The organism is Bacillus sp. JZ39 (genome assembly GCF_053903145.1).
Window position 1 is genome coordinate 2125202 of sequence record NZ_CP096389.1, and the last position, 15009, is coordinate 2140210.

Sequence of the window (15009 nt, forward strand, 5' to 3'; positions counted from 1 at the left end):
GCAATTCAAAATGTAAACATCAATTAAGAACTCATAAGAAACCTAACGATATGAGCGTCCGTTCATTATCAATTCATATGGCTCATTTTTTATCTTATCATTCTATAAAACATTACAATTCCCTCTGACATCTTTGAAAATCATTTTACTGTGAAACCAAAAGGCGTGTCAGTGCGTTTTATTTAAAGAGTTTTCTGTTGTTTCCCCCTCAACACGTATAGATAGATTGAAAATTGGCGTGAAAATTCCTATAATGAAGAAAATTAAACGGGGAAATAATGGAGGTGGCACGTTGCCTATTAATATACCAACACACCTGCCGGCAAAACAGGTGCTTGAAAGTGAACATATATTTGTAATGGATGAAAGCAGAGCATTTCATCAGGATATCCGGCCGCAAAAAATTATTATATTAAATTTGATGCCGAAAAAAATCCAAACAGAGACTCAGCTTCTCAGATTGCTTGGAAATTCGCCTTTACAGGTTCATTTCACATTTTTAATCCCAAGCACACACACGCCGAAAAATACTGCGAGAGAACACCTTGACGAATTTTACACGACTTTTTCCAATATCCGTCACAAGAGGTTTGACGGCATGATTATCACCGGTGCGCCGATCGAGCATTTGGCGTTTGAAGATGTTTCATATTGGGAAGAGCTCAAGGAAATCATGGAGTGGAGCAAAACAAATGTCACTTCAACCTTGCATATTTGCTGGGGTGCTCAAGCAGGTTTGTATTACCATTACGGTGTGGAAAAAATTCAAATGCCGAAAAAAATCTTCGGTGTGTTCGAACATACCGTTCTTTCAAAACACGAAAGATTGGTAAGAGGTTTTGACGAGCTATACTACGTGCCGCATTCCCGGCATACAGATATAAATATGGAACAGCTTCAAGCAGTGCCCGATTTAAACATTCTTACCGCATCAAAGGAAGCCGGGGTTTGCTTAATTGTGTCAAAAGACGAAAAACAAGTCTTTTTGACAGGGCACCCTGAATATGATACAAATACGCTTCTTCAAGAGTATGAAAGAGATTTGGAACGAAACCTTTCTACTGTCGAGGAGCCTAAACATTATTTTGCAAAAGGCAGCAACGAGCCAGTGAATCGCTGGAAAGCGCATGCCACATTATTGTTTATGAATTGGCTGAATTATTACGTTTACCAAGAAACTCCTTATGAATGGGACTAATTTTTCTTTTTTTAGTGATACGCTGAGCAAAAAATATGATAAAATACATCTGATTCAGTCTGCGTATAACAAAAATTTAAAATACTGGAATCCAAATCATTTAAAATTAGCTTAACTTTTTCACTGCATTAATAATTCGATTATGTATTTGTGTTATGTTTATGTATAGACAATAACTCCTTACGATGCATGAAGCTTGCTTGTTGTTGATTACATTGAGGTGAATTTACTTGAATACCAATAAAAGAGTATTAATTTTGACTGCAAATTACGGAAATGGACATGTGCAGGTAGCCAAAACACTTTATGAACAATGTGTACGGCTCGGCTTTCAGCATGTAACAGTTTCTAATTTGTACCAAGAGTCAAATCCGATTGTTTCAGAGGTAACTCAATACCTTTATTTAAAAAGCTTCTCAATCGGGAAACAGTTTTATCGTTTGTTTTATTACGGAGTTGACAAAATCTATAATAAACGTAAATTCAATATTTACTTTAAAATGGGTAATAAAAGATTGGGCGAACTTGTCGATGAACATCAGCCCGATATTATTATTAATACATTTCCGATGATCGTCGTGCCGGAATACAGACGCCGAACTGGAAGAGTCATTCCTACCTTCAACGTTATGACTGATTTTTGTCTTCATAAAATTTGGGTTCACGAAAACGTGGATAAATATTATGTGGCAACAGATTACGTGAAGGAAAAACTGCTGGAGATCGGCACTCATCCAAGCAATGTAAAAATCACAGGAATTCCAATCAGGCCGCAATTTGAAGAATCCATGCCGGTTGGCCCGATATATAAAAAGTACAATCTTTCACCAAACAAAAAAGTGCTTCTGATCATGGCAGGTGCTCACGGTGTATTAAAGAACGTAAAAGAGCTGTGCGAAAACCTTGTCAAGGATGACCAAGTGCAAGTGGTTGTCGTGTGCGGGAAAAATACGGCTTTAAAAGAATCTTTGAGTGCGCTTGAGGCGGAAAATGGTGACAAATTAAAAGTTCTGGGCTATGTGGAGCGCATTGATGAGCTATTTCGGATCACAGATTGCATGATTACCAAGCCCGGCGGCATTACTTTGACAGAAGCCACAGCCATTGGAGTGCCTGTCATTCTGTACAAACCCGTGCCTGGCCAGGAAAAAGAAAATGCAAACTTCTTTGAAGACCGCGGAGCTGCCATCGTTGTGAACCGTCATGAAGAGATTCTCGAATCAGTCACTTCCCTTCTTGCAGATGAAGATACCTTGCATCGCATGAAGAAAAACATTAAGGACCTTCATTTAGCAAACTCCTCTGAAGTGATTTTAGAGGATATCCTGAAGGAATCAGAAATGATGACTGCCAAACAAAAAGCCAAAGTGCTATCGTAATGGCGTACTTGAGAGCATACGAAAATCGTGTGCTCTTTTTATTTATATTCAGCCATCAATAAAAGCGGTTACATTTTTTTATGGAACTTGCCCTTCTTTTGAAAAATAAGCCGTTTCGCAACTTGACGGGTGCTCCCAGATGGTGTATAGTTGAACCATCATTTAACAATGAATCAAAGTTAAATGATGACAAAATTTTTTTTAGCACATGGGTGCTACAGTACTAGGAGGAATTAAGCAATATGCAAAACGGTAAAGTAAAATGGTTCAACAACGAAAAAGGATTCGGCTTCATTGAAGTTGAAGGCGGAGACGATGTATTTGTTCACTTCACAGCTATCGAAGGAGAAGGATACAAATCATTAGAAGAAGGACAAGAAGTTTCTTTTGAAATTGTCGAAGGTAATCGTGGACCTCAAGCTTCTAATGTTGTAAAACTCTAAACTCAATACATGATGATGAGATGACAAATAGAGGAGAGGCATTCGCCTCTCCTATTTGATTTTCATCTGGATTTCAATCGCCAAAATGTTTTGTTTGCACCTCTGTTCAATCTCTTCAACATACTTTTCCATTGACGGTTTTCCTTTTTTCGCGATATCCGCCAGTTCTTCTAAATCACTGTATATTTCTATAAATGTTTTGTGAAGGATCAACTTCAAGTCTTTATCATCCATAGCTGCGTTCCCCTTCTCTATCAAGATACCTCAAATAGTAAAACAGTCCTATTTATTCTGGTTCAATAGTTATATCGGCTTATTTTTATTTTCTTTTCTATTTTGGTACATAAATTTCAAAAAAACTCTGCAAAATAATGGCGGAGGTGTTTTTGGTGACTTCAGAATTTCATAAAGAGGATCAGACTGGCTTTACGGATAAGCGGCAGCTGGAACTAGCGGTGGAAACAGCGCAGAAAACAACAGGAGCTGCGACGAGAGGCCAAAGCAAAACATTAGTTGACTCTGCATACCAAGCCATTGAGGATGCTAGAGAACTGTCACAATCTGAAGAGCTGGCAGCTCTCGATGATCCTGAATTTGTAAAGCAGCAACAGCAGCTGCTAGATGACAGCGAGCATCAGCTGGATGAATTCAAAGAATAAAAACCGCAGCTTCTGCGGTTTTTATTTTTAGTGATTGGTTAAGACATCTCCGTATTGTTTCAGCTTTTCACCAACCGTACATTTATTGATACAAAATGAATGCGCATAAGTTTTGCCAAATTCTTTGCGAAACTGCTTCTTAATAAAACAGTCCTTGCAATATTCATCGTGCAGTTCTGTCAGCTCTTTAAAGATCATTTTCTTATCCAATATCGTCATCTCCGTTACGGTCTAATTTCGTGTGGCTTTCTACGAATTGATGGGATAGAATTTTTTTAGCGAGGCCGTCAGCTTCCTGATTGTCTTTTCGTTGTATTGTTTCGTAGGTTGGAGTAAGCTTCAGCAATTCAAGGAGTGCTTCTATTTTGTCGAGCCATTCATTATGAGATGGATCATAACAAGGCCAGCTGCCGTCAAGCTGATTCAGCACAACAAGCGAGTCCCCTTTGATTGTAATTGAATTTCTGCTTGCCCCAAGCTCTCTTACTTCTCTTATTGCTTCATAAAGCGCTGCGTATTCAGCTTCATTATTGGTTTTCAGCCGGAAGCTTTTATTTTTTCTCAAACGATGCCGGATTCCTCCCAATGAATAATAGATGACGATCCCGAGACCGGCCAGTTCGCTCTCCTTATCGAAACTGCCGTCAAAATAAACAGTAATGTCATCAGGCTCTTGAGCAAGCTCCTCTGTCAGCTTTTCCAATTCCTTCAGCGTCCAGCTGCCGCCTTTCTCGTCTTCGAACTCTAGCTCTTTCATGTATGGAAAACGGCCAAGTTCTCTGGCGAGCATACGTGCCTGCTGTGCTGTCAGCCAGTCTTCGCTAAAAAATGAGACGGATCCCGTTCCTTTTGCTTCTATTTTCAAATGCGGTCTGAGCTTCATTACAATCACCTTACCATTCATTAGTTGCCGGGCTTATGCTATAATCAAACCAATCTTACCCCGGAAAGGAAGCTTTTTCATCTTGTTTAATAATTCGTTTTGGATCTTTTTTGCGATCATTCATTTTATCATTGTTCTTTTATTTTATAAAGGATTTGGCAAAATGGGACTGTTTGTTTGGATCGGTTTTGCGACAGTCTGCGCCAACCTCCAAGTCGTCAAAACAGTTGAACTGTTTGGCTTAACAGCGACACTCGGGAATGTGATGTATGGCACAATCTTTTTTGCGACAGATGTGCTGAATGAAAAATACGGACCAGCTGAAGCCAGAAAAGCGGTATGGCTCGGATTCTCAACGCTCCTGACGCTGACATTTGTCATGCAGGGTGTGCTGCTTTTCGAACCGGCTTCCAGCGACATATCACAAACAGCGCTGGAAACGATCTTCGGATTCCTTCCGCGAGTTGCGTTAGGAAGTCTGCTTGCCTTTATCTTCAGCCAAACGCTGGATGTTTATGTATATTCGGCAATTAGAAGGATATTTCCTTCTGATCGGCTTTTATGGCTCAGAAACGGCGGCAGTACAGCAGTCAGCCAGCTGTTTGATACATTCATATTCACTGCAGTCGCCTTTCTCGGCATTTATCCGGCAGGCGTGTGGCTTCATATTTTTATTTCTACATATTTGATTAAGTTTGCGGTATCTTTGATTTCATTGCCTTATGCTTATGCAGCCAAAAAAATGATACCTAAAGATGAAAGGAGTTCATAATGCCTACAGAAATATACGTAGACGGCGCAAGCGCTGGTAATCCCGGGCCTTCCGGTATCGGCATTTTTATCAAACATGAGGGAACAGCAGAATCCTTCTCTATTCCAATCGGAGTGCATACAAATCAGGAAGCGGAATTTCTTGCATTAATTGAAGGGATGAAGCTATGTGCAACGCGCGGGTATCAATCGGTTTCCTTTCGAACCGATTCAGATATTGTGGAACGCGCCACTGAGCTTGAAATGGTTAAAAATAAAACGTTTCAACCGTTCGTAGAAGAAATCATCCGATTAAAAGCGGCATTCCCTCTTTTTTTCATCAAATGGATACCGGGCAAGCAAAACCAAAAAGCCGATCTTCTGGCAAAAGAAGCGATTCGGCTGAATGAAAAGAATTAAATCTTGATGATTGGTTCATCCTAATGGCGAGGTGAACTAACATGAAAAAGAAAGATAAAGGCCGGCTGACCGGCGGTGTTACTCCGCAAGGCGACCTGGAAGGCAATACACATAATGACCCTAAAACAGAGCTTGAGGAGAGAGCAAAAAAAAGCAATACAAAACGCTAGAGAAGATCTAAACGATCTCTCTAGCGTTCAGCTTTTCAAGCATACGCTCAATTCCTTTGATTTGGTGGCGGCGAAGCATGTCAGCCGCCTGCTCCATTTGCAAAGTAAATAAAGCGTCTTTCAGTGTGCAGGCCAGCGGCACTGAGCAATGAATTTCCGCAAGCTTCCTCGACATCTCCAAATCGCTTAAACCTTGCTGAATTTTTCCCTGCTGTCCTTTTGGAAGAAGAGAAAGATTTTCCAATAAACGGTCAATCGTTTCGTATTCACGAATCAGTTTGTAGGCTGTTTTTTCTCCAATCCCTTTGACTCCGGGATAGTTATCACTGGAATCTCCCATAAGCGCTTTAATATCAATCAAAGCCTTCGGCATTACGCCTGTTTCTTCATAAAAAGTCTCTTTTGTATAGACTTTATAATTTCCGATTCCTTTTTGAAGCAAAGCAACGCTTACTTTATCCGTTAACAGCTGAAGTAAATCTCTGTCCCCTGTTACGACCGTAATGTCCGCTTCATTCGCAAATAAATCGGCAAGAGTACCGATACAGTCATCCGCTTCATAGCCGGCAAAGCCAATATTCATGATTCCAAGCTCTGCGGCTGCTTCCTTTGCCAAATCAAACTGCGGAATCAGCTCCACAGGCGGCGCGCTGCGGTTGGCCTTATAATCTTGGAACAAGTCATTTCGGTACGTTTTGCTCCCCATGTCCCAGCAGCAGACGACGTGTGTCGGCTGGAATGTTTCCACAGCTGTAATCAAATGCTTTAAAAAGCCGTTGACGCCGTTCGTCGGCACCCCGCTGTCATTTATCATAAAGTTGCGATGTACGGCCGTGGCAAAAAAGGCCCGGAATAAAAGAGCCATGCCGTCAACCAGCAATAGTTTATTATTATTCATCAAATAACTCCCTTTTCTTTCATTCCTTCTATTTTATCATAAAGCAGCCCAAAAATAAAAAACAGTATCTCTTTAATTAGAGATACTGTTTGGATATTTATCAATCGTTGTGTCTTTTGTTGCTGGCGATCAGCTTTTCAGCTTCGCGTCCTGCGTAAGAGTCAAAATGGGTTTGAAATCCGTTTTTCTTTTTGGCATTGTTATTCGCCTGTGCATTTCTGTTTCCGAGCTTTGTTCTGCCCAACATGAATCCCCCCTTACGTCGGATGCATATAGTATATGCTTCCGGCAGGAGGTTCACTCGCGACAGGATCATCCAGCTTACATGCGGCTTACGTATTCTCTGACCATTTCTTTTGATACAAGCCGTCTTGTCGGGACGATGCCTTTTTTAGCGAGCTGATTCATTTGCTCGGTAATTTCATTAATTGCTTCTGTAGTATAAGGCTCATCGTTTTTGCATTTCGCAACAGCTTCTTCAATCGCCAATTCACGCATATTTTCAAGACGCATAAATGCTTTGATATGCTCGTGCTGTTTTGATGAATGTGCTGAAATTGCTTTATGTACCTCTGACATTAATCGTTCATCTCGCTTTTTTCTATTTAGTCTACCATGACTTGAAATACAAGCCAACTGAATTTTACATTTTTATTGTATTGTCTGAATTTTTCCAGGAGATGCACGCCTGGTACGCTATTTCAATCTCTTTCGCATGTTCCCCTTCCGCATATCCTCTTAAATATGTCTCTTTTTGATCCGTTATTTGCGCGATTGCTTTTTCGCCCATATCTTCCTGTAAGCGTCTGAGGTGAGCTGTGTAATGAGAAATCAGGCTTTCTTCTTCATTTTTTATCCATGCCTCTGTGATTTTCGTAAGTTTCATCCGTACAGCTTCGATAAAGGCCGATTTTCCTTTCTGCTCAAAAAACTGCTTCGGTGATTTGACCTCTTTTAGTTCCTGCTCAAAAGCACGTTCTTCTATTTCTGGTTCAACTTCCTTCAACTGTATGCCGTTTGAATGCTGATCACCCGCATAAACGGAAAAATAGCCGTCCTCGTTTAATGTTTTTTGAAATTGATCCAGCCATTCTTCATTGATATGCCGTTCGATGAAACCGCTCATACGAACATCAAGCGTTTTGATTTCCTGAATATATTCAAATTGATATTCATGTAAGGCTGTTGTCATCGCCTTACTGACGTTCTTTTTCCAATCCCCGTTTTGCAGCCCGGGATGAAATGCCGATTTTAATAAATCATTTGCAAAATATGATAATCGCTGTGTAATGTGATATAGCTGCTCTCTTGTATCTTTTTTTACTTTTTCAATGATGGTTTCTGAGTTCCGCCGTTTCTCGATATCGGCCGCTGTCCGCTCAAATGACAGCATAAGGCGCTGTTTCTGCGCTTCCTTCTCTTCTCGGGACTGATGCTGGGATTGGTGAAGCTGAAAAACAGTTTCGCATAGTTTGTCTGCCTCCGAACTGAGCTGCGCTGCTGACGCTTTTTTTACATCCACTTCGATAAACCGGTCTAAGTGTTTTCTTACTTTCGAGAACTGATTATAAAATGACTCCGGTTTTCCCACCAGTTCCTCCTTACTTGATACGGTAAAGAGCTGCGGCTCATAAACCCCTTCTTTTACAAGCTCTGCGCTGACATAATCGGTCACTGTTTCGAGCTCTGTTTTATCTTTTGCAAGGTCTGCAGCATTAATAATAAAAAACATTTTATCCATGCTGAGCGATTCTTTCACAAGTCCAAGCTTTCGCAAAAATGAACGGTCTCCTTTTGAAAAAGAGTGCTGATAATAAGTCATATAAAAAAATGCATCAGCATCTTTGATATATTGGAATGCCAGTTCTGTATGCCGTTTATTCATGCTGCTCGCGCCGGGTGTATCAACGATCGTAATCCCTTTTTCAGTGAGCGGGCATGTATAGTAGACCGTTACCTCTTTCACAGCACAGGCCGTTGTTTCCTCTGCTACATACGGCTTTAATTCAGATAGCGGAATCGTTAATTTCTTCTGTTCCTGTATATACTGCTGATACTTCTCATATGCAAGCAGGAAATTGCTGATCAATTTCACGTGTTCTTCCTGCAGCCTGTTTTTTTTGACTGCCTTTTCCCACTTCTCTGTGAAGGAACGGCCTGCCGGTTCCTTTGGTATTCCGGTGAGCTGCAAAATTTCAGTCGTTATGTCATCCTCTGTCTTAAACACTACATCCGCTGTTTTGTTTAAGTTGCCATTGATTGGCATTGTGATCTTGTTTATTGTCGCTGTGGTTGGCGTTGGAGAGGATGGCAGCACTCTTTCGCCGACAAGCGCATTGGCAAATGATGATTTCCCCGAGCTGAAGCCTCCAAAAAGAGCGAGTGTAAATTTCCGTTCCTCAAGCCTTTTCACCCTTTCACGAAACGCTGAAGTTTGCTTTAACAACATGCTGCATTCGCCTAAAAGGTCAGACAAAGTGTAAAAGCGTTTGATTTGGTCTTGAAGCGGCATTTCTTGTTCCATTTTGATTTCTGATTTCGGCATCGGCTGCGCCGTCAGCTGGCTTCGGCCTTGTTTCTGCTCTGGAGCCGCCACTCTTGTTTTCTTCGATTTAAACCATTCTGTGTCTATATGCATTGGGCATGCGGACTCTTCTTCCCAAATGGCCCACAGGCGATCGGTTTTCTCTCGGGCATTATTCTCTAAACGCGCCTGTTCTTGAAGAAAGACAAGTTTTTCTGATTCTTGGACGAGCCGGTCGTTAATCGTTTGCACGTCTTTGGAAACACGCTCTTTCACCATAGCGGAGAGCACCTTTATGATGTCTGCGGCTTCTCTTTTCGCCTCTTTCCGGATGAGCTCTGCCAAATCTTTTGTATATTGCAATACATATTCAGAAGAAAAGGCTGCACCATGCTTGACCGCGCGTTCAATGATGCTTATATCAAGCGGTGTGCGATAGGCCTGAATCAGCTTTTCACTTTCAGCGGTATAGACATCAAATGCCTTGGCGAGTTTATGAAGCGTGTCTATCATATGCCAATCCGCTTCGGCCTCTGTTCGTTTTGCCACATCAGAGAAAAAAGCATTCCGCCTTTTATCTCTTTCCTGTGCAGTTTTCGCTTTAGAAAAGAAAAGGCCGGTTTTAAAGGAAGGCTCTTGTGATTCTAAAAATGCAGCCGCCAATTCACGCATTTCAAAAGGCGTCAGGTTGGCGTTTTTTAAAATACGATTGATTTCTTCCTGCATCCTCTTCTCTGCCTCAGTCGTTTGTTTTTCGGCCTCATCCAATTGATCACGCAGCGATTGGACCAGTCCAGTTTGGATATTAAGCTGTTCCGCGAAACTCGGAGCGCCTGTTTCGTCTTTCTTCAGCATTTCCGTATGTTCCTTTAGCAGATTACGGACTTTTTGTTCGGTTAAAGCCTGCATATTGCTTTTTGATTGCTGTTCTATTCTTCTTAACTCTTCTCTCAGGGCCGCCATCTGATTGAACGGGTGGTCCGGTTCTGTTACTGACGTAAAATAGAGCGCTTCCTTTGAAATCCCTTCATTGCAAAGCATCTCCTCTACCTGCGCTTTATAGTCTCCAAATTTCGTCTCCGTCTCATCATGGCGGTCAATTTGATTGACGATAAAATACACATTCGGAATGCTTTCTTTTATTGATCTGAGAAACTTTACATTTTCCTCAGAGTGCACGTGATTATAGTGAACGACGTAAAACAGCGCATCCGCTTGGTGAAGAATAGAAGCAGCCGATAGAAAATGCGCATCATCTGTTGAATCTATCCCTGGAGTATCAATATACGCAACCCCGGAATCGATCTCAGTATATCTGTCAAAAATTTCGACGCTTTCAATCTGTTCCCCGTCTTTACAATATTGCTGCACCTTGTCTTTCTGGTAAGTCCCTTCCAGCTCAGCACACGCTCCGTCTGTTGTATGAAGCCGAACTCGCTTTTCCCCGTTTCTGATCACAACAAGGTTAGCGCTTGTCGGAATCGGGCTTGTCGGCAAAATATTCTCCATTAACAGGCAGTTCAGCAGTGACGATTTTCCCGCTGAATAATGCCCGGTAAACGCGATATAAACCTCTTCATCAGCCGCTTTTTTCATGACCGCAGCCAGTTTAGCAGCCCTTTGTTCATCTTGATTCTCAATAAATTGCTTATAAAGTTCCCCAGTTTTATGCAAAAGCTTTTTTCTGTTTTGATCTGTCATAAGTCTGAACCCCTTTGTGCCGTTTCAATTGTGAACCTTTTTCGAAAGATCTGAATTCATTCCCTTTTCATTTTACACAAGAATAAACCAAATTTCTTTAGGAGAATAGAAAAAAGCCGCCATTACGGCAGCTTCTATAAAAGAAAATCTGCAACTTTTACAAGTTCCAGATTCATCAAACAGATTTATTAGAGATTCCTTTTAATACAAAACCAATTAATACACTATATGTACAAACCGCTCCAAGCAAAAACAACATTGTCATTTGCTTCACCATCCTGATTGAGAATCTTTTTCAAATTCATTTTAACATGGTTGAGAATGATTTTCAATCGCTATTTTACGCTGTATTCCTGTAATGCTTTGTCTTCTGCGCGAATTCTGACGCTTAACAACACTGCATTGAAAATGGAAAACAGACACATGGTGACGTATGCTTGATAAAGCAGCGGAATCAACAAAATTTCGAGTATAACAACGGCATAGTTTGGATGTTTCATCCATTTATATGGACCTTTTTTTACAAGCTCTACACCTGGAACAACAAGGATTTTCGTATTCCAATATGCCCCTAAGGAACAAAGCGCCCAATACCGTACGATCTGTACGCTTAAAATAACTGCAGCGATACCGAGCCACCAGCTGGACGGCTGTTTATTCATCAGCAGCACCTCGGCAATTAAGGACAGGAAAAAAAGGATATGCATCGTAATGATATACGGATAGTGGCTCTCGCCAAATTCAATTGCTCCTTGCTTCTTTACCTTTTGTTCGTTTTGCCTGGCCACTGCCATTTCTGCTGCTCTTTGAACAATGAGAATGGCGATCAACAACCAAAACATGAGTCAGGCCCCCTTTTCCCAGCTGAATAACAGCAATTCTGATGAGAAACCCGGCCCTAATGCGCCAATCAGTCCTCGTTCAGCTTCCTTTTTATGTCCGTTCTCCAGATGGTCTTTGATCACATACAAGATTGTGGCTGAAGACATATTTCCGTGCTTTTGCAAAATGCTTTGCGCAGATGAAAGCTTTTCTGACGACAGCCCGAGACTTTTGATGTATGCATCGATCACTTTTTTCCCACCTGGATGCGCCAAAAAAACACTGATATCATGGAATGACAGCTTATGTTTGTCCAAAAAAATCTGTACATTTGTTTTGAGCCATTTTTCCACCAAAGTCGGAATGTCTCGTGAGAAAATGACTTTGAATCCTTGATCGGTAAAGTCCCAGCCCATGACATCTTCTGATTGTTTCATCAAAACAGATTGGGCGTCCATTATCTTCGGCGCAAGCTTCAGCTTTGACATCCTGCGGCCCGCCTTCTCTCCGCATAATAAAGCTGCGGCAATGCCGTCACCAAAAAGCGAGGTGCCGATCAGATTGCTTTTCGTTTTATCTTCCGGCTGAAATGTCAGGCTGCACAGCTCAGCAGCAATGACAAGCACAAAAGCCTCAGGATACGCTTTGCAGTATTCGGCTGCACGCGCAATTCCGCTGGCTCCTCCTGCACAGCCAAGCCCCCAAATCGGAATCCGCTTCGTATATGGAGAAAACGGAAGTTCATTCATAAGCCGCGCCTCGATACTCGGTGTGGAAAGACCTGTACTGGAGACGAAAAAAACAGCTTCCACTTTCTCATAAGGAATGGCTTCTTGAAAAAATTCCGGATGAGAGAGGCACTCATGAACAGCCGCTCTGCTGTGTTTAAGTGTTTCCTCTATGTATATTTGATTTTTTTCTTCAAAGCTGTGCCCCTCTTTATACCATTCAATCGGCTTAACAAACTGTCTCGAATGGATTTGCCCGTTTTTAAAGGAGGATAACAGCCGGTCAATATCCTTAAAAGAATGCTGAAACATATAGCGGGCGAACTCGGCCGCTTTCTCTTGGTTTACATTATACGCAGGAAGACTTGTTCCAATGGATAAAATAAACGCCATGCGATCACCTCTTTGCATACATTGTGCCGCAACAATCTTTTTTATATGCAAAAAAACTCCGCCGCGGCGGAGTTAGACTGCTGTTTTTTGTTCAGCGAGGTCAGCTTCTTGTTCTGTTTTTTTAGCTTTAGAAAAAACGTTATATACAATATTTAAGACGACTGCAGTAAAGCTGCCCGCCACAATGCCATTCGTTGTAAGCAGCGTTAAGGCACTCGGAAGCTGTTTGAAAATATCCGGCACAACGGTCACACCGAGCCCCAATCCCACTGAGCAAGCAACAATCAGCAGATTTTCCTGTTTCGCAAAATCAATGCGGCTGAGCATTTTAATTCCGTAAGCAATCACCATTCCAAACATCGCCACCATTGCACCGCCCAAAACAGCGGATGGAATAATGGTCGTGAAAGCAGCGATCTTTGGAAACAGCCCAAATGCCATTAGGATCACACCTGTGACCACAATGACGGCATTTTTTTTGATCCCTGTGAGCTGAACAAGCCCGACGTTTTGAGAGAATGCCGTGTAAGGAAAAGCGTTAAAAATACCTCCCAGAAGCACAGCCAGTCCTTCAGCTCGATAGCCTTTAGACAAATCTTTCTCTGTCAAACGGCGGTTTGTCAGGTCACCTAAAGCAAAGTAAACACCAGTTGACTCCACAAGGCTGACAATTGCAACGATGGACATCGTAATGATAGGCGCTGCATGAAAAGACGGCGCGCCGAAGTAAAATGGCTGAATCATTTGAACAACTGCCGCGTCCGAAACATTATCAAATTGAACTTTCCCCATAAAATAAGCGATGAAGGTGCCAATCAAAATACCGATCAAAATCGAGACGGACTTGATAAAGCCTTTTGTAAAACGGTACAGAAGCACAATGATACTCAACACGGTAAAAGCAAGAACAAGGTTGGAGAGATCTCCGAAATCTGCACTTCCTTCTCCGCCGGCCATGTTATTCATGGCAACCGGCATCAGTGTAATACCGATAATCGTAACAACAGAGCCTGTCACGACCGGCGGAAAAAACGATACGAGCTTTCCAAAGAAAAATGAAATAAGAATGACAAGAATGCCTGAAGCGATAATGCTGCCGTAAACTGTTGAAACCCCATATTCAGATCCAATCGCAATCATTGGCGATACAGCTGTAAAGGTACATCCAAGCACTACCGGAAGCCCGATCCCAAAAAATCGGTTGCTCCACACTTGCAGAAGTGTAGCCACACCGCACATAAAAATATCAATTGATACTAAGTAAGTCAGCTGCTCGACGGTCAGTCCCATTGCTTTTCCGACAATCAGAGGAACGACAATGGCGCCGGCATACATGGCGAGAACATGCTGAATCCCTAAAGACAGCGTTTTGCCGAATCCATTTCTCATGAATGAACCTCCTGTACGAAGGACACTTTTCCTTCTTCTAAAGACTGAATTCTTGCCAAAGATTCCACTCGGTAGCCCAGTTTTACAAGTTCTTCTCTTCCCGGCTGAAATGACTTTTCAATAACAATGCCAATTCCCGCAATAGAAGCTCCCGCTTGCTTCACAATCGACACAAGCCCGTGCGCTGCCTGTCCATTTGCCAAAAAATCATCGATAATCAGCACATGATCCTGTTCCGACAGGTGGGTCCCAGACACTGCGATTTGGCTTTCTGTTTGCTTCGTAAAGGAATAAACAGACGCTGTCAGCAAGTTGTCGGTGAGTGTTAACGATTTATGCTTTCTCGCGAAGACAACTGGCACACCCAGCTTCAAGCCCGTCATTACAGCGGGAGCAATACCTGATGATTCGATTGTCACAATTTTGGTAATACCGTCTTTTGCAAATCTGGACGCAAATTCGTCACCAACTCTCTGCATAAGCAGCGGATCAATTTGGTGATTCAAAAAAGAATCCACTTTCAATACCTGATCAGATAATACGACGCCTTCTTCCTCTATTTTCCGTTTCAGTGCTTCCATCCTGTCTTACCTCCGTTATGAGAATAAAAAAAGCATTGCCCGCTCAAATAAAGAGCAAGCAATGCTGATAT

The 15009-nt window shown here is 42.0% G+C and carries 20 protein-coding genes; 8 read left to right on the top strand and 12 right to left on the bottom strand.

Features of this window, described 5'->3' with window-relative positions:
- The first annotated feature begins 292 nt into the window (after positions 1-292).
- The 4 genes from metA to cspD all read left to right on the top strand — a co-directional run bounded on the left by metA (position 293) and on the right by cspD (position 3020).
- Positions 293-1198 carry a homoserine O-acetyltransferase MetA gene (gene metA / locus M1D65_RS10695; protein ID WP_021481508.1) on the top strand — a complete coding sequence of 302 codons (906 nt, stop codon included), beginning with the start codon at positions 293-295 and terminating at the stop codon, positions 1196-1198.
- A 230-nt stretch (positions 1199-1428) separates the two neighbouring features.
- Complete coding sequence (locus M1D65_RS10700; protein ID WP_003246153.1) at positions 1429-2577, top strand: diglucosyl diacylglycerol synthase; 1149 nt, start codon at positions 1429-1431, stop codon at positions 2575-2577.
- 80 nt (positions 2578-2657) lie between these two features.
- A complete protein-coding gene (locus M1D65_RS10705) occupies positions 2658-2804 on the top strand; it encodes a hypothetical protein (RefSeq protein WP_120028300.1) in 147 nt (48 codons plus the stop codon).
- Positions 2805-2819: 15 nt separating this feature from the next.
- The gene (gene cspD / locus M1D65_RS10710; RefSeq protein WP_003153604.1) at positions 2820-3020 is read left to right on the top strand and encodes a cold-shock protein CspD; all 201 of its coding nucleotides are present in this window, start codon (positions 2820-2822) and stop codon (positions 3018-3020) included.
- Positions 3021-3071: 51 nt separating this feature from the next.
- On the opposite strand, the gene degR is transcribed toward cspD, so the two are convergent.
- Positions 3072-3254 carry a transcriptional regulator DegR gene (gene degR, locus M1D65_RS10715; RefSeq protein WP_003230774.1) on the bottom strand — a complete coding sequence of 61 codons (183 nt, stop codon included), beginning with the start codon at positions 3252-3254 and terminating at the stop codon, positions 3072-3074.
- Positions 3255-3409: 155 nt separating this feature from the next.
- On the opposite strand from degR, the gene M1D65_RS10720 reads away from it, so the two are divergent.
- Positions 3410-3679 carry a DUF2564 family protein gene (locus M1D65_RS10720; RefSeq protein ID WP_021481510.1) on the top strand — a complete coding sequence of 90 codons (270 nt, stop codon included), beginning with the start codon at positions 3410-3412 and terminating at the stop codon, positions 3677-3679.
- A gap of 27 nt (positions 3680-3706) precedes the next feature.
- Here the strand turns inward: M1D65_RS10720 and M1D65_RS10725 are convergent, their stop codons facing one another.
- Complete coding sequence (locus M1D65_RS10725; protein WP_004399003.1) at positions 3707-3889, bottom strand: zinc-finger domain-containing protein; 183 nt, start codon at positions 3887-3889, stop codon at positions 3707-3709.
- Positions 3882-4562, bottom strand: coding sequence for a ribonuclease H family protein (locus tag M1D65_RS10730; protein WP_276352768.1), 681 nt, complete (start codon positions 4560-4562; stop codon positions 3882-3884). Before M1D65_RS10730 ends, M1D65_RS10725 begins: the two co-directional genes overlap by 8 nt.
- 82 nt (positions 4563-4644) lie before the next feature.
- Here M1D65_RS10730 and M1D65_RS10735 point away from each other — a divergent pair, with 82 nt between their 5' ends.
- Genes M1D65_RS10735 through sspL form a run of 3 tightly spaced genes read left to right on the top strand, consistent with a single transcriptional unit; the run spans position 4645 to position 5902 of the window.
- Positions 4645-5334, top strand: coding sequence for a queuosine precursor transporter (locus M1D65_RS10735; RefSeq protein ID WP_014477139.1), 690 nt, complete (start codon positions 4645-4647; stop codon positions 5332-5334).
- Complete coding sequence (locus M1D65_RS10740) at positions 5334-5732, top strand: reverse transcriptase-like protein (RefSeq protein ID WP_015251853.1); 399 nt, start codon at positions 5334-5336, stop codon at positions 5730-5732. The genes M1D65_RS10735 and M1D65_RS10740 overlap by 1 nt, the downstream gene beginning before the upstream one ends.
- 41 nt (positions 5733-5773) lie before the next feature.
- The gene (gene sspL, locus M1D65_RS10745) at positions 5774-5902 is read left to right on the top strand and encodes a small, acid-soluble spore protein L (RefSeq protein ID WP_003218255.1); all 129 of its coding nucleotides are present in this window, start codon (positions 5774-5776) and stop codon (positions 5900-5902) included.
- Between the two features lie 7 nt (positions 5903-5909).
- On the opposite strand, the gene exnP is transcribed toward sspL, so the two are convergent.
- From exnP to xpt, 9 genes are all read right to left on the bottom strand, one after another.
- On the bottom strand, positions 5910-6800 hold the full coding sequence (exnP, locus tag M1D65_RS10750) for a 5'-3' exonuclease ExnP (protein ID WP_003230763.1): 891 nt from the start codon (positions 6798-6800) through the stop codon (positions 5910-5912).
- A gap of 100 nt (positions 6801-6900) precedes the next feature.
- Positions 6901-7047, bottom strand: coding sequence for a hypothetical protein (locus M1D65_RS10755; protein WP_003230761.1), 147 nt, complete (start codon positions 7045-7047; stop codon positions 6901-6903).
- A gap of 74 nt (positions 7048-7121) precedes the next feature.
- Positions 7122-7379: a YpbS family protein gene (locus M1D65_RS10760; protein ID WP_021481513.1), complete on the bottom strand. Its 258-nt coding sequence runs from the start codon at positions 7377-7379 to the stop codon at positions 7122-7124.
- 64 nt (positions 7380-7443) lie between these two features.
- Positions 7444-11025: a dynamin GTPase gene (gene dynA / locus M1D65_RS10765; RefSeq protein ID WP_283857407.1), complete on the bottom strand. Its 3582-nt coding sequence runs from the start codon at positions 11023-11025 to the stop codon at positions 7444-7446.
- 175 nt (positions 11026-11200) lie between these two features.
- Positions 11201-11290, bottom strand: coding sequence for a Fur-regulated basic protein FbpC (gene fbpC, locus M1D65_RS10770; RefSeq protein WP_100069434.1), 90 nt, complete (start codon positions 11288-11290; stop codon positions 11201-11203).
- Positions 11291-11360: 70 nt separating this feature from the next.
- Complete coding sequence (bpsB, locus tag M1D65_RS10775; protein WP_004398552.1) at positions 11361-11867, bottom strand: alkylpyrone methyltransferase; 507 nt, start codon at positions 11865-11867, stop codon at positions 11361-11363.
- 3 nt (positions 11868-11870) lie between these two features.
- A complete protein-coding gene (gene bpsA, locus M1D65_RS10780; protein ID WP_456270567.1) occupies positions 11871-12968 on the bottom strand; it encodes a type III polyketide synthase BpsA in 1098 nt (365 codons plus the stop codon).
- Positions 12969-13040: 72 nt separating this feature from the next.
- Positions 13041-14357 (bottom strand): xanthine permease PbuX, encoded by a 1317-nt coding sequence (pbuX, locus tag M1D65_RS10785; RefSeq protein ID WP_021481516.1) that lies wholly within the window; start codon positions 14355-14357, stop codon positions 13041-13043.
- Complete coding sequence (gene xpt, locus M1D65_RS10790) at positions 14354-14938, bottom strand: xanthine phosphoribosyltransferase (protein ID WP_032726019.1); 585 nt, start codon at positions 14936-14938, stop codon at positions 14354-14356. The genes pbuX and xpt overlap by 4 nt, the downstream gene beginning before the upstream one ends.
- Between the last annotated feature and the right edge of the window lie 71 nt (positions 14939-15009).

Excerpts from the sequence above, each read along its gene's own strand:
- fbpC (WP_100069434.1), bottom strand. The coding sequence starts at position 11,290 with ATGACAATGTTGTTTTTGCTTGGAGCGGTTTGTACATATAGTGTATTA.
- exnP (WP_003230763.1), bottom strand. The coding sequence starts at position 6,800 with ATGAATAATAATAAACTATTGCTGGTTGACGGCATGGCTCTTTTATTC.
- M1D65_RS10730 (WP_276352768.1), bottom strand. The coding sequence starts at position 4,562 with ATGAAGCTCAGACCGCATTTGAAAATAGAAGCAAAAGGAACGGGATCC.
- M1D65_RS10740 (WP_015251853.1), top strand. The coding sequence starts at position 5,334 with ATGCCTACAGAAATATACGTAGACGGCGCAAGCGCTGGTAATCCCGGG.
- M1D65_RS10760 (WP_021481513.1), bottom strand. The coding sequence starts at position 7,379 with ATGTCAGAGGTACATAAAGCAATTTCAGCACATTCATCAAAACAGCAC.
- dynA (WP_283857407.1), bottom strand. The coding sequence starts at position 11,025 with ATGACAGATCAAAACAGAAAAAAGCTTTTGCATAAAACTGGGGAACTT.
- sspL (WP_003218255.1), top strand. The coding sequence starts at position 5,774 with ATGAAAAAGAAAGATAAAGGCCGGCTGACCGGCGGTGTTACTCCGCAA.
- degR (WP_003230774.1), bottom strand. The coding sequence starts at position 3,254 with ATGGATGATAAAGACTTGAAGTTGATCCTTCACAAAACATTTATAGAA.
- M1D65_RS10705 (WP_120028300.1), top strand. The coding sequence starts at position 2,658 with ATGGAACTTGCCCTTCTTTTGAAAAATAAGCCGTTTCGCAACTTGACG.
- bpsA (WP_456270567.1), bottom strand. The coding sequence starts at position 12,968 with ATGGCGTTTATTTTATCCATTGGAACAAGTCTTCCTGCGTATAATGTA.
- cspD (WP_003153604.1), top strand. The coding sequence starts at position 2,820 with ATGCAAAACGGTAAAGTAAAATGGTTCAACAACGAAAAAGGATTCGGC.
- pbuX (WP_021481516.1), bottom strand. The coding sequence starts at position 14,357 with ATGAGAAATGGATTCGGCAAAACGCTGTCTTTAGGGATTCAGCATGTT.
- M1D65_RS10755 (WP_003230761.1), bottom strand. The coding sequence starts at position 7,047 with ATGTTGGGCAGAACAAAGCTCGGAAACAGAAATGCACAGGCGAATAAC.
- xpt (WP_032726019.1), bottom strand. The coding sequence starts at position 14,938 with ATGGAAGCACTGAAACGGAAAATAGAGGAAGAAGGCGTCGTATTATCT.
- bpsB (WP_004398552.1), bottom strand. The coding sequence starts at position 11,867 with ATGTTTTGGTTGTTGATCGCCATTCTCATTGTTCAAAGAGCAGCAGAA.